We start from the raw sequence: 25,962 nt of genomic DNA on the forward strand, positions 1-25,962 counted from the left end.
ACAATCGTCATGCCAACAATTAACGAGATTCTCAATACTATGGACTACGGCCCTGCTCCCGAAAGTCAAAAAGAAGCGCAGGCGTGGCTAGCTGGCCACCAGCGCAAATTCGGTCTGTTCATCGACAATGCCTGGAGCGAGCCGGCCGAGCTGTTCGCCTCGACCAACCCAGCCGACGGCACGCAACTGGCCGAGCTGACGCAAGCCACGGATGCTGACGTGGAACGCGCCGTGGAAGCGGCGCGCCGCGCGCTGCCCGTATGGCAAGGCATGGGTGGTCACGGCCGCGCCAAAGTCATGTACGCGCTGGCCCGCCTGCTGCAAAAGCATTCGCGCCTGTTCGCCGTGCTGGAAACCCTGGACAACGGCAAGACCATCCGCGAAACGCGCGATATCGACCTGCCGCTGGCCGCGCGCCATTTCTACCATCACGCCGGCTGGGCGCAGCTGCAGTCGGAAGAATTCGCCGACTACCGCGCCGTGGGCGTGGTGGGCCAGATCGTGCCGTGGAATTTCCCCCTGCTGATGCTGTCGTGGAAAATCGCCCCGGCCCTGGCCGCGGGTAACACGGTGGTCTTCAAACCGGCCGAATTCACCTCGCTGACCGCCATGCTGTTCGCCGAACTGTGCGTGCAGGCGGGCGTGCCGGCCGGCGTGGTCAACATCGTCACGGGCGATGGTCGCGTGGGCTCGGCCATCGTCAACCATCCTGGCGTCGACAAGATCGCGTTTACGGGTTCCACGGAAGTGGGCCGTTTGATTCGCGAGGCGACGGCCGGCAGCGGCAAGAAGCTGTCCCTCGAATTGGGCGGCAAGTCGCCGTTCATCGTCTTCGAAGACGCGGACCTGGACGGCGCCGTGGAAGGCCTGGTCGACTCGATCTGGTTCAACCAGGGACAAGTGTGCTGCGCCGGCTCGCGCCTGCTGGTGCAGGAATCGATCCAGGAGCGTTTCCTGAACAAGGTACGCGCCCGCATGGAAAACCTGCGTCTCGGCTCGCCCCTGGACAAATCGATGGACGTGGGCGCGCTGGTCGACCCCGTGCAGCGCCAGCGCATCGCTGCGCTGGTCGATTCGGCCCGTGCCGAAGGCTGCGACGTATGGCAGCCCGCGTGCGAATTGCCGGCGGACGGTTCGTGGTTCCCGCCGACCCTGATCACGGGCGCGTCCACTTCCGCCGCCGTGGCACAGGCTGAAATCTTCGGCCCCGTGCTGGTGGCGATGAGCTTCCGCACGCCGCCTGAAGCGGTGCAACTGGCGAACAACACGGTGTATGGCCTGGCCGCCAGCGTGTGGACCGAGTCGATCAGCCTGGCGCTGGACATCGCGCCTGCCATCAAGGCCGGCGTGGTGTGGATCAACAGCGCCAACCAGTTCGACGCTGCGTGCGGCTTCGGCGGCTACCGCGAATCGGGCTTCGGCCGTGAGGGCGGCCGCGAAGGCATGCTGGAATACATGACGGCCCTGGCCGAAGATGCGCGTCCGGCCTTGCCGGTGGTGGAAGCCAAGGCCAAGGCGGCGGCAAAGCCGGCGGCAGCCGATCCGTTCGCCATCGACCGCACGGCCAAGATGTACATCGGCGGCAAGCAGGCACGCCCTGACAGCGCCTACAGCGTGCCCGTATTCGGCGCGAATGGCGCCCTGCTGGCCGAAGTGGGCGTGGGCAGCCGCAAGGACATCCGCAATGCCGTCGAAGCTGCTCATAAAGCGTCCGGCTGGACCAGCGCCACGGCGCACAACCGCGCGCAAGTGCTGTACTACATCGCCGAAAACCTCGCTGCGCGCGCCGACGAATTCGCCGCCCGCATCGCTGCCATGACGGGCAGTAAAAATCCTGAGAAGGAAGTGCAGGCATCGATCGAACGCCTGTTCTACTACGCCGCCTGGGCCGACAAGTATGACGGCCTGGCGCACCAGCCGCCAACCAAGGGAATCACCGTGGCGCTCAATGAAGCGGTCGGCGTGATCGGCATCGTCTGCCCGAATGAAGCGCCTTTGCTGGGCTTCATTTCGCTGGTGGCGCCGGCCATCGCGCTGGGCAACCGCGTGGTGGTGGTGCCGTCGGAAGCGCATCCGCTCTCCGCGCTGGACCTGTACCAGGTGTTCGACACGTCCGACCTACCTGGCGGCGTCGTCAACATCATCAGCGGCAACGCCGATGAACTGGCCCGCACCCTGGCCACGCACGCCGATATCGACGCCGTCTGGCGCCATGACGGTTCCGCCGACGGTTGCGCGGAAGTCGAGCGCCTGTCGGCCGGCACCCTGAAGCGCACCTGGGTCGGCGGCGCGAAGGGCCGCGACTGGTACAGCGCCGCGCAAAGCGGCGGCCGCGCCGTGCTGGCGCATGCGTCGCAAGTGAAAAACGTGTGGATTCCTTACGGCGTCTGATAGGTCACTAGCGTTACAAAGCTGGGGTCAGATCCGCAGGGACTGACCCCAGATCTCATGATTGGAGTTATTCCATGTTGTTAACCCAGGAAATCATTCGCAAGAAACGCGACAAGGGCGTGCTGAGCGCCGAGGAAATCCAGTTTTTCGTGCGCGGCATCACTGACGGCAGCGTCAGCGAAGGCCAGATCGCGGCGCTGGGCATGGCCGTCTATTTCAATGACATGAACATGGACGAGCGCGTGGCGTTCACCCTGGCCATGCGCGATTCCGGCCAGGTGCTGGACTGGCGTTCGCTGAACTTGCCGGGCCCCATCGTCGACAAGCATTCGACGGGCGGCGTGGGCGATGTCGTCTCCCTGCTGCTGGGCCCCATGGTCGCCGCGTGCGGCGGCTACGTGCCGATGATCTCGGGCCGCGGCCTGGGGCACACGGGCGGCACGCTGGACAAGTTCGACGCCATTCCAGGCTATTGCACGGTGCCGGACAATGAATTGTTCCGCAAGGTGGTCAAGGAAGTGGGCGTGGCCATCATCGGCCAGACGGCGCAGCTGGCGCCGGCCGACAAGCGTTTCTACAGCATCCGCGACGTCACCGCCACGGTGGAATCGGTGGCCATGATTACCGGCTCCATCCTGTCGAAGAAACTGTCGGCCGGGCTGGACGCGCTGGTGATGGATGTCAAAGTGGGCACGGGCGCCTTCATGCCGACCTACGACAAATCGGTGGAACTGGCCGAAAGCATCGTCGCCGTCGGCAATGGCGCGGGCATGCAGACGTCGGCGATTTTGACGGACATGAACGAGTCGCTGGCGCCGTACGCCGGCAATGCGCTGGAAGTGCGCGGCGCCATGGATTACCTGACGGGCCGTTCGCGTCCCGCGCGCCTGCATGAAGTCACCCTGGCGCTGTGCGCCGAGATGCTGGTGCTGGGCGGCCTGGCCGCCACCGAAGAAGAGGCGCGCGTGAAATTGATGGCGGCCCTCGATTCGGGCGAAGCGGCCGAGCGCTTTGCGCGCATGGTGTCCGCACTGGGCGGCCCGGCCGACCTGGTCGAACATCCGGACAAGCACCTGGAACAGGCGCCGTTCATCGTGCCGGCGCCTGCGCTGTCGTCCGGTTACGCCAACGTGCGTGATTGCCGCGCCATCGGCCTGGCCGTGGTCGCCTTGGGCGGCGGCCGCCGCCGTCCGACCGACAGCATCGATTTCGCCGTCGGCCTGACGGACCTGGTCGGCCTGGGCGAGCAGGTTGCTGTCGGCCAGCCGCTGGCCATGGTGCACGCGCGCACGGAAGCGGCGGCGCAGCAAGCCGTCAAGGAAATCCAGGACGCGTATGCCATCGGCGCGGTGGCGCTGGCGGCCAATCCGGTGATTTACCGTACCATACGTCCGTAGTTGAAAACCGGGGGCAGACCCCCGCTTGCGATAGCGCTGAGCTATGTGCCGGCGGTGGTCTGACCCCGGTCTTATGAATTCAAGGGTATTGCAGAAAAAATGAACAACCAAGAACTGATCGCCGAAGCCAATGCGGGCCGTGAACTGGCCTACGCACCCTACTCGCGTTTCAAGGTGGGCGCGGCGCTGCTGTGCAAGGATGGCCGCGTCTTCCGTGGCTGTAACGTGGAAAACGCCGCCTATGGCCTGTGCAACTGCGCCGAGCGCACGGCGTTTTTCAGCGCCATCGCGCATGGCTGCAAACCGGGTGACTTCGCCAAGCTGGCCGTCACGGGCGACACGGCGGAACCGATTTCGCCATGTGGCGCCTGCCGCCAGGTGATGTTCGAGATGGGTGGCGCCGACCTGCCGGTGATCCTGACGAACCTGAAAAACGATGTCATGGAAGTGACGGCGGGCTGGCTGCTGCCGCATGGCTTCGGCAATTCCGACCTGGACATGAAGTAACAGGATCCGCTTGAACAAGACGATCGACATCCAGGCCGCCGTGGCGATTGCCGCGGCCGAAGCCATGGCCGCCAAGACGCAGGGCACCTTCGGCGTGGGCGGCGTGCTGCTCGATGGCGCCGGCAACGTGCTGCAATCGATGCACAACAACGTCGTGCGCCAGGGCCTGGTGTTCGACCCCACGGCGCATGGCGAACGCCAGCTGGTGGACTGGTATTTCGCCGAGCGGGCCAAGGGCACGCCCTTGCCGCCGCCAGGGGAACTGACCATCGTCACCTCGCTCGACCCCTGCTGCATGTGCACGGGGGCGATTCTGGCGGCCGGTTTCAACGTGGTGGTGGCCGCGCCCGATGTCAAGGCGGGCATCAATTACGATGGTAGCGCCACGTTTACGGCCTTGCCGGCGCCGTTGCAGGTGCAGGCCGGCCGCAGCTTTTGCTATCCGGCCGTGCGCGGCGCCACCGAGTATGCGCGCCTGCCTTCCGGCGCCACGCCCAAATCTTTTTTCATCGGCAAGAGCATCCACGAGGCGACGCAGGCATTGTGCTCGCTCGTGTTCGAGTCGACATCGGCGCAGGTGATGCAACTGCTGAACGCCGGCGACGACGTGTACTTGCGCGATCCCGCCACCTTGCCATCCGAGCATGCCGTGGTGCGCGCCCTGCGCCGCCGCTATCCCGATGCCCTCACTTACCGTTGCGACCCGCACGCGCCCGATGCGGGCCTGGCGCCATTCCTGCAGGCGGCCATGGAGCAGGATGTGCGCGATGGCGGCCAGGGCGACGCGGCCGCCTTGCTCGATTCCTTTGGCAACCTGCTGCTGTGCATGCCGGGAAACGTGGCGCAATCGGCCATCCGCACGCCGTTCATGGAATGCACGCGCCAGTACGCGCAGCTGCGCTTTGAATTGATGGCGAATGCGGCGCCGGCGCTTCAGGAAGAATTCAAAAGCTACCTGGGCCACCCCAAGCACGGCACCTTCGTACTGGCCATCGGCCCGGACGACAGCGCCGCCAGTTTCATGACCCTGGGCGCCTACGGCTCCACCATGGAGGGGGCACTGCCGGAGAATAATCCGGCGCAATTCCAGTACGTGCGACCCGCCATGGCGGAAGACGCGCTGCTGGCGCTGTGCGAGTCGATGCCGCCGCTGTACCGCAAGCTGATACGCATCCGGCCGCGCCAGGTGCTGGACCAGGCCCTGGTCCAGGCGCTAGGCTAGCCTAGGCATCATCGTCCGGCAGGTTTTTCAGTAAAAAGTCGCGCACGTTTTCGCCCGCCACGCGGTGGATCTGCGCTTCCGACAAGCCTGCGTCGAGCAGGGCCTGCGTCAGGTGCGGCAAGCCCGTCGCATCGATGGCCGTGGTGACGGCGCCGTCGAAGTCCGAACCATAGGCCACGTGTTCGGCACCGATCAGTTTTACCGTGTACTTGATGGCGCGCGCGATGGACGCCACGTCCTTGCCGCAGACGGCCGTATTCCAGAAACCGATGCCCACCAGGCCACCCTGGGCGGCGATGCGTTTCAGTTGTGCGTCGCTCAGGTTGCGCCCGTTGGCGCAAGTGCCGCGCACGCCCGTGTGCGACACCATTACGGGGCGTTTCGCCATCGTCAATACGTCGTCGATGGTGGCCGGCGAGGCGTGCGCCAGGTCGACGATCATCTTGCGTTGCTCCATGGCGCGCAGCCATTGCTTGCCCAGCGGCGTCAAGCCGCCTTTCTTCAAGCCGTGCTGGGAGCCGGACAGTTCCGTATCGAAGAAGTGCGTGGACGCGGCCATGCGGTAGCCGGCCCGGTACAGGGTATCGAGGTTGTCCAGCTTGCCTTCGAGCGCATGCGCGCCTTCCAGCGTCAGCCAGCCGGCCAGCAGGGAGGGATCTTGCTCGCGCGCGGCGATGAAGCTGCGCAGCTGGGCGCGGCTGCCGATGACCCTGACCTTGCCCTGGCTCTTGGCCGCTTGCTGGCGCAGCTCGTCGGCCTGGTAGGTGGCGCGCGCCAGCAGGCTGTTCCAGGTGGCAGGCGGCAAGCCTTGCGCCACCACTAGGGCCGTGATGTTGTCCGTGTCGCTGCCATTGCGCTCGATATTCATCTTGCGCGGCGTCTTGGTGACGACGGAAAAGGCTTGCAGCGCCACGTTGGCCCGCTGCAGGCGGGGGAAGTCGACATGGCCGCGCTGGCTGTCGCGGTTCAGGTTGCGTTGCCACAGCAGGCTGTCCGCGTGCAGGTCGGCGATCCACAGGCTCTGGTGCAGGGCCACAGTGGCTGCCGATGGCGCCTTGCCGGATGGAGGATGGACACGGTTGAGGTGCTCGTCGACGAGGACGGGAGCGGACAGGAAACCGCCGATCAGCGCAAGGCTGGCGGCGGCGAGGGTACTGATAATCATTGTTCTCCGTCTTACCATGGATCGTAGGTGCCCAGGCTCCAGATATGGCCTTCCGGGTCGCGGCAGGTAAAGCCCCGTCCGCCGTAATCTTCATCCTTGATGTCGAGCACGATTTCGGCGCCCGCTTCGCGCGCGCTGCGGTAGACGGCATCGGCATCGCTGACGACCAGATAGCAGTTTTGCGTGTTCGCGCCACCGACGTCGCCGGGCAGTTTCATCAGGCGACCATAGTCGCTGTCGATGGCCGGCGCCACCATGACCATGCCATTGCCAAAGCTCAGTTGCGCATGGGCGACGCCGCCGTTTCCGTCAGGCACAATCAATTGTTTTTCAAAGCCGAGCGCCTTGCACAGCCATTCGATGGCGGCGGGCGCGTCGCGGTAGCGCAGGCATGGAATGGTCGTGCCGGTTGTGGCTTTTGCAGTCGAGGTCATCAGAAAACTCCTATGGCTGTGGGGGAGTAGCTTCGATTGTTAATCTTGCGTAGCGTTCCGTCTCAATACCATCCATCGGGAGGGGTTTGATGCCCGTCAGTGCCGCGCCCATCCATAGTGCCATAGAATAATCATTGCACTCTTGCTACTACGAAAATTTTTATTGCGGCGACTGCGAAGAGTTCGCTGCCTTCGTGTCCGCGTCCATGTCATCGCTGTTGCTTGCCCATCTCAGCAGCATGACGAGGGCAAACAGCATGATGGCCAGCGGCAAGATGGTGATCACGAACGCCAGGCCCAGGCAGCATGCCAGCAGCCTGGGCCAGGACATGGCGCGCAGGGCTGCCATGCCCTGGCGCGTGTAAGCGCACAGCTCGTTCCAGAAAGCGCTGAAGGAAGTGCTGCCCGGTGCCGAATTGAGGTCTTTCATGCCATTCTCCTGTCGTGTGGGTGCCGCTGCGTATGCAAGCTGGCGATGAATCCACTATAGGCAAAACCCCGCTGCCAGGCATCGCGTATGCGACGAATGGCAGGAATGGCGGACCGAACGGCGACAAATCAGGACAAACGGTTATTCAAACACCTTGAGTTTCAGCTGGAAACTGAGGGCGCCATACAGGCGATCCTTGTAGGATGGCACGATGGCGATATTGACGCCCACGCGCTGGTATTCATAGCTGATGGTAGGCACCAGGGCCGGGAACCAGCCGCCATCGCGCATCTTCGGATAGCCGCTGAAGCCGCCAACGACGGCGCCGACGCGCAGCGGGCCCACCTTGATGGGCTGGTAGTACACGCCCAGATAGTTCGAATAGGCGCGGTCGCTATTGTAGAAGCGGCCGGCCGTGACCGAGGCGACGGTGGAAAAGCGGTATTCGGCGCCCAGGCCCGGATTGCTGTCGTTCAGGTTCTTGTCGCGCTGGAAATGATACGAATAAAAGCCCGCGTTGAGCCAGGTTTCGCTCAGCGGCTGGTTGTCTATCATGCCGACTGTCTGCGCCTGTGCCGTGGATGCCGCTGCCAGCAGCGCCGCGCAGGCAGCTTTGCCCAGCAATGACGCCGTGCGCGCCGATGACCATTGTTTCATGCCTGTTCCTTGTCCTGTCGATATTGCGCCGCCATTGCAAACGCTTCAGCGCGCCATGCTATCACTGTCAGATTGTTCATTGGAAATTTCATCACATGCCGGGCACAGTCCTGGGCAGGGCGATGGCCGCCTGCACCATGTGCGTAAGCAGGATTTCGGCATCCTCGTAATCCTTGCGCGTGAGCTGCTTGCGCTCCAGCACCAGGGCCATCTGCGCTGAAAAATCCGCATACGATTGCGTCATGGCCCAGATGGCGAACATCAGGTGCGTGGCGTTGACGGGCGCGATCCTGCCGGCGGCGATCCAGGCTTCGAAGACGGCGATATCCTTGCGCAGCAGGGGCACGACCCGGTCGCGTATCTGCGCGCCGTACAGGGGCGCGCCGTTGATCACTTCCAGCGCATACACGCGCGAAGCCCACGGCTGCTCGCGCGAAAAACGCAGTTTGGCGCCGATGTACGCGCGCAGCACGTCGCGCGGCTCGTCGTGTTCATTGGCCAGCGATTCCATGCGCGCCAGCCAGTCGTCGAGCACGTCGTCGAGCACGCGCTGGTACAGCAGCTGCTTGGATGGGAAGTAATACATCAGGTTTTGCTTCGACAGGCCGGCCCGCTCGGCGATGGTGGCGATCGACGCGCCCTCATAGCCGCTTTCCGCGAACACGCGCACGGCTTGCTCCAGGATGTCCGCTTCCAGGCGGTCGCGGTTTTGCAGGCGCCGGCCGCCGGCATTTTTCACGGAAAGGGCAGGGGATTTGTCGCTGGCCATGGCGGATTCTTTAGCGTGGGCGGATCGATTGCAGGAAGGCTTGCAGCACGGGGGTATCGGTGTAGGCCACGTTGAAGCGGAACCACACCGTTTCGGGCGCGCGCAGCATGAAAAATTCGTTTGGCGACAGCAGGATGCCGGCCTTCAAGGCCATGTCGGCGATGATCTTGCCATTCCACTCCGGTGTTTGCACATCGGGCCAGCCGGCGCTGACGAACATGCCGCCGCGCGGACGCGCCACGGGCGCCATGCCCGCCTGCGCCAGGCAATCGATGCTGCGCTCGCGGGCCGCATCGAGCTGCGCCACCAGCCGTTCCACCATGCGCTTGTAGGGTCGCGCGGAGATGGCGTGGTAGACGGCGCGCTCGTTGATTTCCGACGTCGTCAGTCCCGCCAGCATTTTTACGCGTACCAGTTCGGCCACCAGCGATGGCGAGGCGCAAATCGATCCCACGCGCAGCACGGGCGACAGCGTCTTGGAAAAGCTGCCCACGCGGATCACGCGGCGCAAGCCATCCATCGCCGCCAGCGACGCGTCGCCGCGCGCCGCCAGTTCGCGGTAGATATCGTCTTCCACCAGCCAGAAATCGAATTGCTCGGCCAGTGCCAGCAAGCGGTGCGCCTGCGCCTGGCTGAGCGAGGTGCCGAGCGGATTTTGCAGCACCGTGTTGACGAACATCAGCTTGGGCTGCGTGCGCGCAGCCTCGCTGGCCAGCGCATCGAGGTCCAGGCCCGCCTCGCCGCGCGCAATGCCCACGGGGATGCAGCCGTGGTGGCGGATCAGCGACTGCAGATTGCTGTAGCCTGGGTCTTCCACCAGCACCGTGTCACCCGGCTTGGTCAGGCTGCGCAGGACCAGGTCAAAAGCGTGCGTGGCGCCATGCGTCAGCAAAACCTGGTCCGGCTCCACCTGGAACAGCTCTTCCGACAGGCTTGTCGCCAGGTGCTGGCGCAGCGAAGGAAAGCCCAGCGGATGGCCATAGCCGCGCAGCCGGCTGGCGGGAATGCGCATGGCCTGGCGCACGGCGTCGAGCACGGTCGCTTCGCCATACATTTCGGGCGGCAGCCAGCCCGCGCCCACGGGCAGGGCGTCGGACACGCCCGAATACAGGTCCGGCGTGAGGGCGTCAATGGCGGTGGGACTCGCGTGTACGGCCGTCTGCGGCGAGGCGGCGATATCGTGGCGCGCGACGAAATAGCCGGAGCCGCGGCGCGACGACAGCAAGCCCAGGTTGACCAGGCGGTCATACGATTCGACGACGGTAAACGTCGACACGCCATTGCAGCGGGCGAACTGGCGCACGGACGGCATGCGCGTGCCGATGCGCAGGGTGCGACTGCCTACCATGACGCTGATGGCGATGACGATTTGCTCGACGAGGCCGCCCTTTTTCTGGCGGTCGATGTCCAGCACGGGCCAGCCGCTGGTCTGTTCGGGGGCATCGTCTGCGCTGTCGCTGTGCTTCACGGTGGCTCCTTATGCTGCCTTGCACAAAACTGTACTGATTTTCCGACCTGTACGGTTGGGATACTTTGCCGTTTGTGTATCTGTGCCATTGGGGATGGCCTGTCTATTATTACATCAGCTTTTTGCCAACTGGTAAATTATTTTACGCTTCGTCAAAAACGATCCTGGCCCCGCGCCAACCCATCCCAAGGAGAAGGTCATGAACGAAACAAGGCCGGAATCGATGTCGGCATTCTGGATGCCGTTTACGAACAACCGTGATTTCAAGGCCAATCCGCGCTTGCTCGTGTCGGCCGAAGGCATGTACTACAAGGACGTCGATGGCAATAGCATCCTCGATGGCACGGCCGGCCTGTGGTGCGTGCCCTGCGGCCATGCGCAGCCAAAAATCGTCGGCGCCATCCGCGACATGGTGGGCCAGCTCGACTTCGCGCCCACCTTCCAGATGGGCCATCCGGCCGCCTTCGACCTGGCGGAAAAACTGATGGACTACACGGGGCATAAATTTGGCCATGTCTTCTACACCAACTCCGGTTCCGAAGCCGTCGACACTGCCTTGAAGATCGCGCTGGCCTATCACCGGGCGCGCGGCGAGGGCGCACGCACCCGCTTGATCGGCCGCGAACGCGGTTACCACGGCGTGGGATTCGGCGGCATTTCCGTGGGCGGCATCGGCGGCAACCGCAAGACCTTTGGCCCGCTGTTGCCCGGCGTGGACCATTTGCCGCACACGCATAACCTGGACAAGAACGCCTACACGGTGGGAGAACCCGAATACGGCACCCACCTGGCCGATGAACTGGAACGCATCGTCGCTCTGCACGACGCCTCGACGATTGCCGCCGTCATCGTCGAACCGGTGGCCGGCTCCACGGGCGTGCTGATTCCGCCGAAAGGCTATCTGAAACGCTTGCGTGAGCTGTGCACCAAGCACGGCATCCTCTTGATTTTCGATGAAGTCATCACGGGTTTTGGCCGCATGACGACGCCGTTCGCAGCCGACTATTTCGACGTCGAACCGGACCTGATGACGACGGCCAAGGGCCTGACCAACGGCATGGTGCCGATGGGCGCCGTCTTCAGCAAAAAGTATATCCACGACGCCTTCATGGATGCGCCGGCCGGCATCGAACTGTTCCACGGTTACACGTATTCCGGCCACCCGCTCGCCTGCGCCGCCTCGCTGGCGACCCTGCAAGTGTTCGAGGAGCAGGACATCCTGGGCCACGCGAAAGCGCTGCAGGCATATTGGAGCGACGCCGTGCATTCCTTGAAAGGCTTGCCGCACGTGATCGACCTGCGCAGCATTGGCCTCATCGCCGGCATCGAGCTCGATCCCATCGCCGGTAAACCCGGTGCGCGCGCCTTCAACGCCTTCAAGCAGGCCTTCGCCGACGGCGTCCTGATACGCACGACGGGCGACATCATCGCCCTGTCGCCGCCGCTGGTGCTGGAAAAACAGCATGTCGACGAGCTGTTTGGCAAGCTGGCCAAGGTACTCAAAAATCTCGACTAAGGAACACCATGAACGATCTCGACACCATCACCCACTTCATCAACGGCGCCAAAGTCGACACGAATAGTGGCCGCTATGGCGACGTGTACAACCCGGCCCTGGGCGTACCCGTGGCCCGGGTAGCGCTGGGCACCGTGGAAGACGTGGATGCGGCCGTGCAGGCGGCCGCCGCCGCCTTTCCTTCCTGGTCTGCAACGCCGCCCTTGACGCGTGCGCGCGTGCTGTTCCGCTACCTGCAGTTGTGCCAGCAGCACACGGACGACTTTGCCGCCATGCTCACGCGCGAACATGGCAAGACTTTCGCGGATGCGCAGGGCGAGGTGGCGCGCGGCATCGAGATGGTGGAATTTGCCGTCGGTATTCCGCAACTGCTGAAAGGCGAATTCACGGACCAGATTTCGCGCGGCATCGATGCATGGTCCATGCGTCAGGCGCTGGGCGTGGTGGCTGGCATCACGCCATTCAATTTTCCCGTGATGGTGCCGATGTGGATGTTCCCCGTCGCCATCGCCTGCGGCAATACCTTCGTCCTGAAACCGTCGGAGCGCGATCCGTCGGCATCCCTGCTGCACGCCAAACTGCTGAAGGAGGCGGGCTTGCCCGACGGCGTCTTCAACGTGGTACAGGGCGACAAGGTGACGGTCGACGCCTTGCTCGATCATCCTGTCGTGCAGGCGATCAGCTTTGTCGGTTCCACGCCGATCGCCGAATACATCTATGCGCGCGGCAGTGCCAGCGGCAAGCGCGTGCAAGCGCTGGGCGGCGCGAAAAACCACATGGTGGTGATGCCCGATGCGGACATGGACATGACGGTCGACGCCTTGATCGGCGCCGCCTACGGTTCGGCGGGCGAGCGTTGCATGGCCATTTCCGTCGTCGTGGCCGTGGGCGACGCGGGCGACAAATTGATCGATGCACTGGCAACGCGCACGGCCGCACTGAAAGTGCGCGACGGCATGGCAGAGGGGGCGGAAATGGGACCCGTCGTGTCGCTGGCCGCCAAGCAGCGCATCGAAAAACTGATCGCCTCGGGCGTGGAGCAGGGCGCGACCCTGGTCGTCGATGGGCGCAACCATGTGGTGCCGGGCCGCGAGAACGGCTTTTTTGTGGGCGGCACTTTATTTGACCACGTCACGCGCGACATGAGCATCTACAAGGAAGAGATTTTTGGCCCCGTGCTGTGCGTGCTCCGCTGCCCAGACGTGGTGCATGCGGTGGAGCTGATCAACGCCAACGAGTATGGCAACGGCGTGGCCATCTACACGCGCGACGGCGGCGTGGCGCGCGAATTCGTGCGACAGATCCAGGTCGGCATGGTGGGCGTCAATATCCCCTTGCCCGTGCCGATGGCCTTCAACAGCTTTGGCGGCTGGAAGCGCAGCATGTTCGGCGACCACCACGCCTATGGTCCCGAAGGCGTGCGTTTCTACACGCGTCACAAGGCCGTGATGCAGCGCTGGCCGAATACGGCAAGCGCTGGTGTGGAATTTGCTTTTCCCCAGATGAAGTGACGGTTTCACACTGAAAATCCACCGCAGGATCAAAGAAGGAAAACGCGATGATCGAGTCCCTGAGCTATTTGCCGCATCCCGCCCTGCCCAACGAGGAACTGGCGGGCCATTTCACGGACCTGGCGCCTCCCTTGAGCGCGCGCCAGGCGGCCATCGAAAGCGCCCGCTGCCTGTACTGCTATGACGCGCCGTGCAGCCGCATCTGTCCGTCGGAAATCGACGTGGCCAGCTTCATCCGCAACATCCACGACAAGAACATCAACGGCGCCGCCGCCGGCATCCTGAAACAGAACATCCTGGGCGGCAGCTGCGCCCGCGTCTGCCCGACGGAAATCCTCTGCGAAGACGTCTGCGTGCGCAACCACGACGCGGAAGGCCAGCCCGTCAAGATCGGCCTCTTGCAGCGCTACGCCGTCGATCATATGCAGTTCGCGGCGCACCCGTTCAAACGGGCGGCAAGCACGGGCAAGACAATTGCCATCGTCGGTGCGGGCCCTGGCGGCCTGTCGTGCGCGCACCGCCTGGCCATGCTGGGACACGACGTGGTGATCTTTGAAAAGGAAGGCAAGGCGGGCGGCTTGAATGAATACGGCATCGCCAAGTACAAGCTGACGGACGATTTCGCGCAAAAGGAAATCGACTTTCTGCTGGACATCGGCGGCATCGAAATCCGATGTCGCCAGGTGCTGGGCGAGAACATGCAGCTGCGCGACTTGCACGCGCAATACGACGCCGTCTTCCTGGGCCTGGGCCTGGGCGCCAGCCGCAAGCTAGGCTTGACGGGCGAGGACGCTCCTGGCTTGCTGGCCGCCGTCGATTACATCAGCGCGCTGCGTCAGGCGGACGATCTGGCTGCGTTGCCCGTGCCGAAACGCGCGATTGTGATTGGCGCCGGCAATACGGCCATCGACATGGCCGTGCAGATTCAAAGGTTGGGCGCAGAGGAAGTCACCCTCGTCTACCGCCGCGGCTTCGATGCCATGACGGCCACGCATCATGAACAGGAAATCGCCAAGGCCAACCAGGTGCGCATGCTGACGTGGGCCCAGCCGCAGCAGGTGCTGCTTGACGCTGGCGGCCATGTGGCCGGCATGCGCTTCGAGAAAACCCGCATGCAGGGCACGCGTTTGACTGGTACGGGCGAAACGTTCGACGTGGCGGCCGACGCCATCTTCAAGGCCATCGGCCAGAGCCTCGACACCGACGTGCTGCATGACCCGATGGCGGCGCTGTTGCAACGCGAAGGCGACAAGATCGCCGTCGACGCAGGTTTTCGCACGGTGCTGCCGGGGATCTACGCGGGCGGCGACTGTGTGGCGCCGGGACAGGACTTGACGGTGCAAGCCGTCCAGCATGGCAAGCTGGCCGCACTGGCCATCCATTCCGATTTATTCAATAAAGTGGAGGCTGCATAATGGCTGATCTCAGCATCGAATTTTGCGGCATCAAGGCGCCGAATCCCTTCTGGCTGGCATCCGCGCCGCCCACCGACAAGGCCTACAACGTGGTGCGCGCCTTCGAAGCGGGATGGGGTGGCGTCGTGTGGAAAACGCTCGGTGAAGACCCTGCCGCCGTCAACGTCTCGTCGCGCTATTCCGCTCTGTACGGCAAGAACCGCGAAGTGGTCGGCTTCAATAACATCGAACTCATTACCGACCGCTCGCTGGAGATCAACCTGCGCGAAATCACGCAGGTGAAAAAGGACTGGCCCGACCGCGCCATGATCGTCTCCCTGATGCTGCCGTGCGAAGAGCACTACTGGGCCGACATCCTGCCCAAGGTGGAGGCGACAGGTGCGGACGGCATCGAGCTCAATTTCGGCTGCCCGCACGGCATGCCGGAGCGGGGCATGGGTGCGGCCGTGGGCCAGGTGCCCGAGTACGTGCAGATGGTCACCGCCTGGTGCAAGAAGCACAGCAAACTCCCCGTCATCGTCAAGCTCACACCCAACATCACGGACGTGCGCATGCCGGCGCGCGCGGCCAAGGCGGGCGGTGCGGACGCCGTCTCGCTGATAAACACCATCAACTCGATTACCTCGCTGGACCTGGACCGCATGGTGGCCTTGCCCATCGTGGGAGGCGCTAGCACGCACGGCGGCTATTGCGGAGCGGCCGTGAAACCCATCGCGCTGAACATGGTGGCGGAAATCGCCCGCGATCCGCAGACGCGGGGCTTGCCCATTTCCGGCATCGGCGGCATCGGCAACTGGCGCGACGCGGCCGAATTCATTGCCCTGGGCGCCGGCTGCGTGCAGGTGTGCACTGCAGCCATGCTGCATGGTTTCCGCATCGTCGAAGAGATGAAGGATGGCTTGTCGCGCTGGATGGACGAGAAGGGATATGAGCGCATCAGCGACTTTTCCGGCAAGGCCGTGGCCAATACGACGGACTGGAAATACCTGGACATGAATTACCAGGTCATCGCGCAGATCAATCAGGACGACTGCATCAAATGCGGCAAGTGCTACGTGGCTTGCGAAGACACCTCGCACCAGTCGATTGCGCAGCTGATCGACGCTGCCGGCACGCGCACGTATGAGGTGATCAAGGAGGAATGCGTGGGCTGCAACCTGTGCGAAATCACCTGCCCGGTGCAGGGCTGCATCACGATGGTGCCGCAGGTCACGGGCAAGCCATACATGAACTGGACGCAAGACCCCAGGAATCCACGGGCGTTGGTGACGGCCTAACATAAGCTACTGCGCGTTGCGCCTTGCGGCCTGTGATGCTCACCGTGCTCCAGCACGGTTGCGCTTCTCGGCCACAATTCGCTGCCGCTCGCTACGCTTCTGTTAGTCGTTGCGAGGCTGACGTCTGGCCAGGGAAATCCAAGGCACAGTTTTTGCGTACATTTATTTTGTAAACAGTTGCCCATCTTTGCAGTAAGCTAGGTTGCAGCCGTTTCCACTTTGCCGTATCCCTGGCGTCTTCGCGCGCCAGCGGTCTAACCGATGGAGCATACCTGTGAACCACGACTATTCAGGCAACACGCAACTCTGGAATGAAGACCTGGCGCCCACCACGGCGGCGCAGCGCACTTGGCGCTGGTATCACTTCGCCGCGCTGTGGGTGGGCATGGTGATGTGCATTCCCGCCTACACCCTGTCGGCCAGCCTGATCGACAGCGGCATGTCCGGTTATCAGGCCGTGCTCACGGTATTTCTCGCCAACGCTATCGTGCTCCTGCCCATGCTGCTGATCGGCCACGCGGGCACCAAGTACGGCATCCCGTATGCGGTGCTGGCGCGCGCCTCGTTCGGCACCATGGGCGCGCGTCTGCCGGCCTTGATGCGCGCCATCGTCGCCTGCGGCTGGTATGGCATCCAGACCTGGTTCGGCGGGCAGATGATCTACACCCTGATGGGCGTGCTGGTGGGTCATGAACTGGGCGGCGAGAAGATCGCGGGCCTGGGCATCAATGGCAGCCAGTTGCTGTGCTTCCTGGCTTTCTGGGCCATCCAGTTCTATTACATCCTGCATGGCATGGAGTCGATCCGCAAGCTGGAAACCTACACGGCGCCCTTGAAAATCCTCATCTGCTTCGTGCTGCTGTACTGGGTGCACAGCAAGGCCGGCGGCGTAGCCAGCTTGCTGGATCAGCCATCGCAATTCATTCCCGGCGGCAAAAAGGCGGGCCAGTTCTGGAGCGTCTTCTGGCCATCGTTGACGGCCATGGTGGGCTTCTGGGCCACCCTGGCCTTGAACATTCCCGACTTCACGCGCTTCGCCAAGACGCAGCGCGACCAGGTGATCGGCCAGTCGATCGGCCTGCCCGTGCCGATGGGATTGCTGGCCATGCTGGCCGTGATCGTCACGGCAGGCTCCGTCGTCATGTACGGCAAGGCCATCTGGGATCCCGTCGACCTGGCCAGCCGCATGACGGGCGCCGCCGTGCTGATCGCCCTGATCATCCTGCTGATCGACACGGTCAGCGTCAACCTGGCGGCCAACCTGGTTGGCCCCGCCTACGATTTTTCTTCGCTGGCACCGAAACAGATTTCGTACAAGATGGGCGGCTACATCACGGCCTTCATCGCCATCGTCATGATGCCGTGGAAGGTGCTCGAATCGACGCAGGGCTATATCTTCACGTGGCTGATCGGCTATTCGGCCCTGCTGGGCCCCATCGCCGGCATCCTCATCGTCGACTACTACTTTGTACGCAAGACGCAGCTCGACGTCAAACAGCTGTACCGCGACGACGGTGTCTACTCGTATGGCAATGGCTGGAACATGGCAGCGCTGATCGCCTTTGTCATTGCCGTGCTGCCGAACATCCCGGGCTTTTTGAACGCTGCCTTCCCCACGGCGTTTCCCGGCGTAGCCGAAGGTTTTAAAACCATCTACACCTACGCCTGGTTCGTGGGCGTGGCCATCGCCGCCGTCGTTTACGGCGCCATGATGAAGGGCAAGGCGGCGGAGAAAGTGCAGCAGGCGCCGCAGTCGTAATCACTCAAGGAGACAAGATGACTACACTGATACGTGGCGGTACCGTCGTCAACGCCGACCGCGCCTTCCGCGCCGACGTGCTGATCGAGGGCGGCACGATAGCCGCCGTCGGCGAGAACCTCGCCGTGCCATCCGGCGCCACGGTGATCGATGCGGGCGGCCTGTATGTGATGCCGGGTGGAATAGACACCCACACGCACATGAATCTGCCCTTCATGGGCACCGTGACGTCCGACGATTTTTTCACGGGCACGGCGGCGGGCCTGGCGGGCGGCACCACCACCATCATGGATTTCGTCATCCCCGCACCGAAGCAGTCACTGATCGAGGCGTATCACCAGTGGCGCGAGTGGTCGGCCAAGGCGGCCGGCGACTACACCTTCCACGTGGCGATCACCTGGTGGAGCGAGCAGGTACATGAAGAGATGGGAGTGCTGGTGCGCGAACATGGAGTGAACAGCTTCAAGCATTTCATGGCGTATAAAAACGCCATCATGGCGGACGATGAAACCCTGGTGAAAAGTTTTACACGTTCGCTTGAACTGGGAGCACTGCCCACCGTGCATGCGGAAAACGGCGAACTGGTTTTTCAATTGCAGCAAGCCCTGCTCAAGAAGGGGATTACCGGGCCGCAGGCGCACCCGCTGTCGCGCCCGCCTGCCGTGGAGGCGGAAGCGGCCAACCGCGCCATCGCCATCGCCAATGTCTTGAATACCCCCGTGTACATCGTGCATGTCTCGTGCGCCGAGTCCCTGGATGCCATCACGCGGGCGCGCGCGAATGGTCAGCGCGTGTATGGCGAAGCGTTGGCGGGCCACCTGGTGATCGACGACAGCGTCTACCAGGGCGACGATTTCGATTTCGTCGCGGGCCACGTCATGAGCCCGCCGTTCCGCGGCAAACACCATCAGGCGGCCCTGTGGCACGGCCTGCAAAGCGGTAACCTGCACACGACCGCCACGGACCACTGCACCTTTTGCGCCGAGCAGAAGGCGGCGGGCAAGGACGACTTCACGCGCATCCCGAACGGTTGCGGCGGCGTCGAGGAACGCATGGCCGTGGTCTGGGATGCGGGCGTCAATTCCGGCATGCTGACGCCGTCCGAGTTCGTCAAGGTGTCGTCGACCAATGCGGCGCAGATCTTCAATATGTATCCGCGCAAGGGCGTCATCGCCGTTGGCAGCGACGCCGACATCGTGCTGTGGGACCCGCAGGGCACGCGCACCATTTCCGCCGCCACGCAGTTCGCCAAGGGAGGCTTCAATGTCTTCGAAGGGCGCGCCGTGCGCGGCATCCCCAGCACCACGATTGCCGCCGGCAAGGTGGTCTTCCACCAGGGTGAACTGATGGCGGCGGAAGGGGCAGGGCGCTATGTTGAGCGGCCCGCGTTTTCCGCCACCACCGCATAAGGAGTTGACGATGGATGCATTGCGTATCAATGGCGAACGGCTGTGGGCTGCCCTGATGGAACTGGCGCAAATCGGCGCGACAGCGAAGGGTGGCGTCAAGCGCCTGGCCCTGACGGACCTGGACAAGCAGGGGCGCGACCTGGTGGTGGGATGGGGCCGCGAAGCGGGCATGAGCATCACCATCGACCAGATCGGCAATGTCTTCATGCGCCGCGACGGCACGGACAATACCTTGCCGCCCGTAATGACGGGCAGCCATATCGACACCCAGCCCACGGGCGGCAAGTTCGATGGCAATTACGGCGTGCTGGCGGGCCTGGAAGTGGTGCGCACCCTGAACGATCTGAAAATCAAGACGCAGGCCCCTATCGAAGTGGCCTTCTGGACCAACGAGGAAGGCTCGCGCTTCGTGCCCGTGATGATGGGCTCGGGCGTATTTTGCGGCGCCTTTTCGCTCGAAACCGCGTATGCGGCCAAGGATACGGAAGGCAAAACCGTGGGCGAGGAACTGGCGCGCATCGGTTATCGTGGCGACCAGGTGCCGGGCGACCACCCGATCGGCGCCTACTTTGAAACGCACATAGAGCAGGGGCCGGTGCTGGAAGACGCCGATAAGGTGATAGGTGTGGTGCCTGCCGTGATGGGCCTGTCGTGGTACGACTGCGTGGTGACTGGCATGGAAGCGCATGCGGGCCCCACGCCCATGGGCTTGCGCAAGGATGCGCTGCAGGTAGCCACCACCATCATGCAGGAAGTCGTCGCCATTGCCAACCGCTACCCGCCGTATGGGCGCGGCACGGTGGGCATGGTGCAGGTCTTCCCGAACAGCCGCAACGTGATCCCCGGCGAAGTCAAATTCAGCATCGACCTGCGTAACGTGAACGACGAACTGCTCAACACCATGCATGGCGAAATCACGGCCTTTATCGACGCCACGCGCACCGGTACGGGACTGGATATCTCTCTTGAGCGGGTTTCCTATTACCCGCCATGCCCATTTCACCCCGACTGCGTGGGCGCCGTGCGCAACGCCACTGAAAAGCTGGGCTACTCGGTGATGGACGTGGTGTCCGGCGCCGGCCACGATGCCATTTACGCGGCCCGGCTGGCGCCGGCCGGCATGATCTTTGTGCCGTGCAAGGATGGCATCAGCCACAATGAAATCGAAGACGCCAAGCCCGAGCACCTGGAAGCGGGCTGCAATGTCCTGCTGCACGCGATGCTGGAGCGGGCCGTGGCCGTGTAGTCTTACGGCTTGGGCTGGAAGCTGCGCAAAAACGCCAGCAGCGCGCGCGCCGCGATGTCGGCGTCGTCGGCCGTCATGGTTTCCAGCGGGTTGTGGCTGATGCCGCCATTGCCGCAACGGGTAAATAGCATGGCCACGTCGGTGATGGCAGCCATGGCCATGGCGTCGTGGCCGGCGCCCGACAGCAGCGCGTATGGTTCGACGCCAACCGATTCCACGGCTTGCGCCAGCTGCGCCATCAGCCACGGCGCGCACGGCGCGGCACGCGCCGACAGCAGCAGTTCCAGCTGGTAGTCGATCTGGCGCCGCGCGCAGATGGCGGCGATGCCATCGAGAATATCGTCGACGGCCGCCTGGCGTACCGCGTCGTCGGCCGCGCGGATGTCGAGCGACAGGGTGCAGGCGCCGGCGATCACGTTGACGGAGCCGTTTGGCACGTGCAGCTGCCCCACGGTGCCCACCAGCGCCTCGCCCTGGTTGCAGCGCCGTTCCACCAGCAGGATGATTTCGGCCGCTGCACTGGCTGCATCCTTGCGCATGGTCATGGGCGTGGTGCCTGCGTGGCTGGCCACGCCGCCAAGATTGACCAGGTAGCGCGAGCTGCCAGCGATCGCCGTGACGATCCCCAGCGGCAGGTCGCGTTCCAGCAGCACGGGACCCTGCTCGATATGCACTTCCACATAGCCGAGCAAGTCGGCTGGATCGCGCGCGAGGGCGCCGATGGCGCTCACTTCGTGGCCGGCGGCGGCCAGTGCGTCGCGCATGCTCACGCCATCCGCATCAAGCTGCTCCAGCAGCGATACGTCGAACTTGCCCGTGACGGCCGTACTGCCCAAAAACGTGCTCTTGAAGCGCACGCCTTCCTCCTCGGCGAAGCCGACAATCTCGAAGTGAAACGGCAGCCTTTCTCCCCGCTCATGCAGGTGGCGCACGACGGCGATCGGCAGCACGATGCCCAAGCGGCCATCGTACTTGCCGCCGTTGCGCACCGTGTCGTAATGCGATCCCGTCATCAGGGTTTTTGCGTCAGGTGCATCGGACAGATAGCGCCCGACCACGTTGCCGACGGCGTCGATGTGCACCTGCATGCCCGCGTCCCGCATCCAGTCGGCCAGCTGTGCTGCCGTTTTCTGGTGCGCCGGCGTCAGGTAGGCGCAGGTCAGGTTGTAATCGCTGTCGCTCCAGCCGGCCAGGGTTTCTGCCTGCTGCATGATGGTCGGACCGAAGTCCAGGCGCACGTCGAACAGGTCGTTCAGGCGCAGCTCGGCGATGCGCTTGATCTGCCGCAACGATTCGGCCAGTTCATCGGCGCGCCGGTTCTTCAGGCGCCGCGCAAACGTGGCGATGATGTCCTGGCGCGTCAAGCCTTCGCCCGTCGGGCCCTTGACGGCCAGGATGAAGGGAAAGCCGAACTTGGCGTTGTAGTCGTCGTTCAGGCGCTGCAGGGTGGCGAATTCGTCGGCGCTGCACAGGTTCAGGCCGGACTTGGCCTGCTCGCGCGTCGATTCCGCCGTCAATTGCCCTGCGATGGCGGCCTTGCCTGCCAGCTCAGGGTGGGCGCGTATCAGCCCCAGCTGCTCTTCCGGCGAAGCTTGCGCCAGCACGCGCTGCAGCTCTGTCTTGAGTGCCGTCAGGCTGGCAAATGGCCGGGCGGGCGCCGCGCGCTGGGCGATCCAGGGCGAATGTTCATAGATGCCGTGCAGCCGTGCGATAAAGTCTGCCGTGCTGCCGGCGTTCAGGTCTGAAAGGGTGGTCATGGTTTTCCGATCATGCAAGCGGTGATGATAGCGCCCCGTTCCTGTCTCCATTATATGCGCGTGCTGATAGCGGCTATCGCTGCACCAGCGCCTTGGCGGCCGCGCTGACCTGGTCGCGCAGCCATTTGTGTTCGGGCGCCTGGTGCACGCGCTGGTGCCACAGCTGGTAAAAACGCATGGGCGGGAATTTCAGGGGCACGGTATACGTTTTCAGCGGAAGCGTCTTTTCATAGAAGCGCATGAATTGCCGGCCCGTGGTCAGCACCAGATCCGTCTGCGTCAGCATGTAGGGGATCAGGCCGAAATACGCCGATTCCACCACCACGTTGCGCTGCAGGTTTTGCCGTTCGAGGAAGGAATCGATTACGCCATGGTAGCCGGGCATCATCTGCGACGGCGCCACGTGGGGCAGGCTCAGATAATCGTCCAGGGTCATGGCGTCGCTGGCCGTGCGCCGCGCATAGGCGTTTTCCGCATGCATGGCGCAGATGATGGGATCTTCGAACAGCTTCGAGATGTGCAGATGCGCGGGCGGCTCATCCCAGTTGGCGATCACCAGGTCCAGGCCCCCGTCGGACAGTTGGCGGATATGGTCGATGCCCGGCCCCAGGCTGTGCAGCACGACGCGACTTTTCGGTGAACCGCGGCGCAGCAGGGCCACCACGTTGGGCAGGAACTGGCTATCCAGGTAGTCGGGCGCGGCGATATGGAAGGTGCGTGCCTCTTCCTGCGCCACGAACGGCGTTTTCTTGACGAACAGGCTCTCTGTCTGGTCGAGGATGCGCTTGGCCGGATTGAGCAGGCTTTCGCCATGCTGGGTGGGCACCATGCCGCGCGCGCCGCGCACGAGCAGCGGGTCGCCCGTCAGTTCGCGCAGCTTGCGCAGGGAGGCGGAAATCGAAGGTTGCGGCTGATTGAGTTTGAGCGCCACGCGCGAGACATTCTTTTCCACCAGCAGCAGGTAGAGGATGCGGATCAAGTGCAGGTCGAGGTGTTGCGGCAGGCTGGACATGTGGCGGCGGCTCTGTTGTATATCGATTTGAATATGTCAAATATACGATATTTTTCATGTGATGGGCGGTAAATCCGTTTATCTTGTGTAGATTGGCACGAATATTGGTTCGGTCTGACTAGAGGAAATTTATGGAAGTATTTGCCTACCTGATTCCGTACGGCCTGGAGTGGCTGAACCTGATCGTCCGCTGGCTGCACGTCATCACGGGCATAGCCTGGATCGGTGCTTCCTTTTATTTTGTCTGGCTCGACAACTCGATCCGCCCGCCCGCGCCTGGCTCGGAGCTGGCAAAGAAAGGCGTGTCGGGAGAATTGTGGGCCGTGCACGGCGGCGGCTTCTATAACCCCCAAAAATACCTGGTGGCGCCCGCCGAACTGCCGAAGGAACTGCACTGGTTCAAGTGGGAAGCGTATTCGACCTGGCTGTCCGGCTTTGCGCTGCTGACGATTGCCTACTACTTCAATGCCCAGGCCATGATGATCGACAAATCCGTGGCCGACATCAGCAGCGGCCAGGCGATCGGCATCGGCATCGCCACCCTCGTCATCGGCTGGACCGTGTACGACCTGCTGTGCCGATCAAAGCTGGCGCAATACGAGCTGTGGTTCGGCGTGACGGTGTTCGCGCTGATCGTCGGCGCCGCATATGTGCTCACGCACTTGCTCAGCGGGCGCGCCGCCTACATCCACGTGGGCGCCATGATCGGCACCATCATGGTGGCCAATGTACTGATGCTGATCATTCCCGGCCAGCGCAAGATGGTCGAAGCCATGGCCGCCGGCAAGCTGCCCGATCCCAAGCACGGTTTGAAGGCCAAGCAGCGCAGCGTGCATAACAATTATTTTACGTTGCCGGTGCTGTTCATCATGATCAGCAACCACTACGCGATGACCTACCGCAACGATCACGCCTGGCTGGTGCTGGCGCTGATCATGGCGGCCGGCGTCTTCATCCGCCACTTCTTCAACCTGCGCCACAAGGGCCGCGTCGAGTGGCGCTATCCGGCCCTGGGCGTGGCCTTGCTGGTGGCCGTCGCAGTGGCCATCGCGCCCAAGGCGCCCGTGGCCGTGGCGGCCGCGCCGGCGGTGGACCCTGCCGCGCAGTTCAAGGCCGTGCATGCCATCATCGCCCAGCGCTGCGCCACCTGCCATTCGGCCCAGCCCACGCAACCGGGCTTTGCCACGGCGCCGGCCGGCATGATGCTGGATAATGAAGTCGAAATCCGCCAGCACGCGGCGCAGATCTACAAGCAGGCCATCGAACTGAAGGCCATGCCGATCGGGAACCTGACCAATATGACGGACGCCGAGCGCAGTGAGCTGGGCGCCTGGCTGCAACAGACCATGCAAGGAGCAAAATGACAACGCACGCAGAACAGATTACGGCCTGGATCGACAGCCATTTTGACGAGGAAGTCGCCTTTTTGCAAAAGGTGGTGCAGCAGCCGACGGATACGCCGCCCGGCAATAACGCGCCCCATGCGGACCTGGTGGCGCAGCTGCTGCAGGCGTATGGCTGGCAGGCGGAAAAGCACGCGGTGCCAGCGGCGCAGGTGGAAGCGTACGGCATGCAAAGCATCACCAACCTGATCGTGCGCCGGCCGTATGCCGCGGGCGGGCCGACGGTGGCCCTGAATGCGCATGGCGACGTGGTGCCGCCTGGCGACAACTGGACGTACCCGCCGTATGGCGGCCAGATCGACGACGGCTATATCTACGGCCGCGCGACGGCCGTGTCGAAGGGCGATTTCGCCACCTATGTGTTTGCCGCGCGCGCGCTCGAGGCGCTGGGCATTCCCTTGAAGGGCCAGCTTGAGCTGCATTTTACGTACGACGAGGAATTCGGCGGCTTGCTGGGGCCGGGCTGGCTGCTGGAGCAGCAGCTGACGAAGCCCGATTTCGTCATCGCCGCCGGTTTCAGCTACGGCATCGTCACGGCCCATAACGCCTGTCTGCAGCTGGAAATCACCGTGCACGGCAAGTCGGGCCACGGCTCCATGCCGGAGACGGGACACGACGCGCTGCAGGCGGCCAACAAGATCCTCAACGCTATCTACGGCCAGTTGCCGGAGCTGAAAAAAATCAAATCCGCAGTGGCGGGCATCGATTCGCCCACCATGCTGGTGGGGCGCATCGACGGCGGCACGAATACCAATGTGGTGCCGGGCAAGGTGGTCATGAAGATGGACCGCCGCATGATTCCGGAAGAAGACCCTGTGGCGGTGGAAGCGCAGGTGCGCGCGCTGATCGAGGACGCCGTACGGGGCGAGCCCGGCATCCGCCTCGAAATTCGCCGCCTGCTGCTCTCGCACGCGCTGCGCCCCTTGCCCGGTTCCGAACAGCTGGTGGGCAGCCTGCAAAAGAATGCGCAAGCCATCCTCGGCGAAACGATTCCCGCCGTCGGCACGCCCCTGTATGCAGATGCGCGTCTGTATGGCGAGCGGGGCATCCCCGCCGTGCTGTATGGCGCCGGTCCGCGCACGGTGCCCGAATCGAATGCGAAGAAGGCCGATGAGCGCCTGGCGCTCGACGATTTGCGCAAGGCCAGCAAGATCGTCGCCCTGACCCTGCTGGACTTCCTGGCGCAGAAATAAGGTCGCTGACTTTGGCTTACAATG

General features: G+C 63.5%; 21 protein-coding genes. 13 read left to right on the forward strand and 8 right to left on the reverse strand.

All coding sequences use genetic code 11. The features are described 5' to 3' along the window. Positions 1 to 9 precede the first annotated feature (9 nt). The 4 genes from NCG91_RS11130 to NCG91_RS11145 all read left to right on the forward strand — a co-directional run bounded on the left by NCG91_RS11130 (position 10) and on the right by NCG91_RS11145 (position 5,517). Positions 10 to 2,391 (forward strand): aldehyde dehydrogenase family protein, encoded by a 2,382-nt coding sequence (locus NCG91_RS11130; protein ID WP_435526481.1) that lies wholly within the window; start codon positions 10 to 12, stop codon positions 2,389 to 2,391. A 74-nt stretch (positions 2,392 to 2,465) separates the two neighbouring features. Next, complete coding sequence (deoA, locus tag NCG91_RS11135) at positions 2,466 to 3,788, forward strand: thymidine phosphorylase (protein WP_251349739.1); 1,323 nt, start codon at positions 2,466 to 2,468, stop codon at positions 3,786 to 3,788. 99 nt (positions 3,789 to 3,887) lie between these two features. After that, on the forward strand, positions 3,888 to 4,295 hold the full coding sequence (locus NCG91_RS11140) for a cytidine deaminase (protein WP_101483994.1): 408 nt from the start codon (positions 3,888 to 3,890) through the stop codon (positions 4,293 to 4,295). 10 nt (positions 4,296 to 4,305) lie between these two features. Then, positions 4,306 to 5,517, forward strand: a complete 1,212-nt coding sequence (locus tag NCG91_RS11145; protein WP_251349740.1) for a nucleoside deaminase — start codon at positions 4,306 to 4,308, stop codon at positions 5,515 to 5,517. Position 5,518: 1 nt separating this feature from the next. Here NCG91_RS11145 and NCG91_RS11150 read toward each other — a convergent pair whose 3' ends face one another. From NCG91_RS11150 to NCG91_RS11175, 6 genes are all read right to left on the reverse strand, one after another. Continuing rightward, complete coding sequence (locus NCG91_RS11150; RefSeq protein ID WP_251349741.1) at positions 5,519 to 6,682, reverse strand: dipeptidase; 1,164 nt, start codon at positions 6,680 to 6,682, stop codon at positions 5,519 to 5,521. A gap of 11 nt (positions 6,683 to 6,693) precedes the next feature. Further along, entirely contained in the window at positions 6,694 to 7,116 is a 423-nt protein-coding gene (locus tag NCG91_RS11155; protein ID WP_099665365.1) for a VOC family protein, read from the reverse strand. Positions 7,117 to 7,276: 160 nt separating this feature from the next. Beyond that, complete coding sequence (locus tag NCG91_RS11160) at positions 7,277 to 7,546, reverse strand: hypothetical protein (RefSeq protein WP_251349742.1); 270 nt, start codon at positions 7,544 to 7,546, stop codon at positions 7,277 to 7,279. 141 nt (positions 7,547 to 7,687) lie between these two features. Further along, positions 7,688 to 8,203: a hypothetical protein gene (locus NCG91_RS11165; protein WP_251349743.1), complete on the reverse strand. Its 516-nt coding sequence runs from the start codon at positions 8,201 to 8,203 to the stop codon at positions 7,688 to 7,690. A 91-nt stretch (positions 8,204 to 8,294) separates the two neighbouring features. Then, a complete protein-coding gene (locus NCG91_RS11170; RefSeq protein ID WP_251349744.1) occupies positions 8,295 to 8,972 on the reverse strand; it encodes a TetR/AcrR family transcriptional regulator in 678 nt (225 codons plus the stop codon). Between the two features lie 10 nt (positions 8,973 to 8,982). Beyond that, on the reverse strand, positions 8,983 to 10,440 hold the full coding sequence (locus NCG91_RS11175; protein ID WP_251349745.1) for an aminotransferase-like domain-containing protein: 1,458 nt from the start codon (positions 10,438 to 10,440) through the stop codon (positions 8,983 to 8,985). Positions 10,441 to 10,639: 199 nt separating this feature from the next. Here NCG91_RS11175 and aptA point away from each other — a divergent pair, with 199 nt between their 5' ends. From aptA to NCG91_RS11210, 7 genes are all read left to right on the forward strand, one after another. After that, positions 10,640 to 11,956, forward strand: a complete 1,317-nt coding sequence (gene aptA / locus NCG91_RS11180; protein WP_251349746.1) for an omega-aminotransferase AptA — start codon at positions 10,640 to 10,642, stop codon at positions 11,954 to 11,956. 8 nt (positions 11,957 to 11,964) lie between these two features. After that, the gene (locus NCG91_RS11185; protein ID WP_251349747.1) at positions 11,965 to 13,467 is read left to right on the forward strand and encodes a CoA-acylating methylmalonate-semialdehyde dehydrogenase; all 1,503 of its coding nucleotides are present in this window, start codon (positions 11,965 to 11,967) and stop codon (positions 13,465 to 13,467) included. A 47-nt stretch (positions 13,468 to 13,514) separates the two neighbouring features. Further along, a complete protein-coding gene (locus tag NCG91_RS11190; RefSeq protein WP_251349748.1) occupies positions 13,515 to 14,882 on the forward strand; it encodes an NAD(P)-dependent oxidoreductase in 1,368 nt (455 codons plus the stop codon). Then, on the forward strand, positions 14,882 to 16,159 hold the full coding sequence (gene preA, locus NCG91_RS11195) for an NAD-dependent dihydropyrimidine dehydrogenase subunit PreA (protein WP_251349749.1): 1,278 nt from the start codon (positions 14,882 to 14,884) through the stop codon (positions 16,157 to 16,159). The genes NCG91_RS11190 and preA overlap by 1 nt, the downstream gene beginning before the upstream one ends. Before the next feature lie 274 nt (positions 16,160 to 16,433). After that, positions 16,434 to 17,918 (forward strand): NCS1 family nucleobase:cation symporter-1, encoded by a 1,485-nt coding sequence (locus NCG91_RS11200; RefSeq protein ID WP_251349750.1) that lies wholly within the window; start codon positions 16,434 to 16,436, stop codon positions 17,916 to 17,918. A 17-nt stretch (positions 17,919 to 17,935) separates the two neighbouring features. Further along, a complete protein-coding gene (hydA, locus tag NCG91_RS11205) occupies positions 17,936 to 19,327 on the forward strand; it encodes a dihydropyrimidinase (protein ID WP_251349751.1) in 1,392 nt (463 codons plus the stop codon). 10 nt (positions 19,328 to 19,337) lie between these two features. Next, complete coding sequence (locus NCG91_RS11210; protein ID WP_251349752.1) at positions 19,338 to 20,573, forward strand: Zn-dependent hydrolase; 1,236 nt, start codon at positions 19,338 to 19,340, stop codon at positions 20,571 to 20,573. A 2-nt stretch (positions 20,574 to 20,575) separates the two neighbouring features. Here NCG91_RS11210 and NCG91_RS11215 read toward each other — a convergent pair whose 3' ends face one another. Together NCG91_RS11215 and NCG91_RS11220 are read right to left on the reverse strand one after the other, a co-directional pair. Beyond that, positions 20,576 to 22,330 (reverse strand): allantoate amidohydrolase, encoded by a 1,755-nt coding sequence (locus NCG91_RS11215; RefSeq protein ID WP_251349753.1) that lies wholly within the window; start codon positions 22,328 to 22,330, stop codon positions 20,576 to 20,578. A 73-nt stretch (positions 22,331 to 22,403) separates the two neighbouring features. Further along, positions 22,404 to 23,342, reverse strand: coding sequence for a LysR family transcriptional regulator (locus tag NCG91_RS11220; protein ID WP_034754583.1), 939 nt, complete (start codon positions 23,340 to 23,342; stop codon positions 22,404 to 22,406). A 131-nt stretch (positions 23,343 to 23,473) separates the two neighbouring features. On the opposite strand from NCG91_RS11220, the gene NCG91_RS11225 reads away from it, so the two are divergent. Continuing rightward, a complete protein-coding gene (locus NCG91_RS11225) occupies positions 23,474 to 24,706 on the forward strand; it encodes a urate hydroxylase PuuD (RefSeq protein WP_251349754.1) in 1,233 nt (410 codons plus the stop codon). After that, a complete protein-coding gene (locus NCG91_RS11230) occupies positions 24,703 to 25,938 on the forward strand; it encodes a M20/M25/M40 family metallo-hydrolase (protein ID WP_251349755.1) in 1,236 nt (411 codons plus the stop codon). Before NCG91_RS11225 ends, NCG91_RS11230 begins: the two co-directional genes overlap by 4 nt. The last annotated feature ends 24 nt before the right edge of the window (positions 25,939 to 25,962 follow it).

Source organism: Janthinobacterium kumbetense (assembly GCF_023703445.1).
In the GTDB taxonomy this organism is placed as follows: domain Bacteria; phylum Pseudomonadota; class Gammaproteobacteria; order Burkholderiales; family Burkholderiaceae_D; genus Janthinobacterium; species Janthinobacterium kumbetense.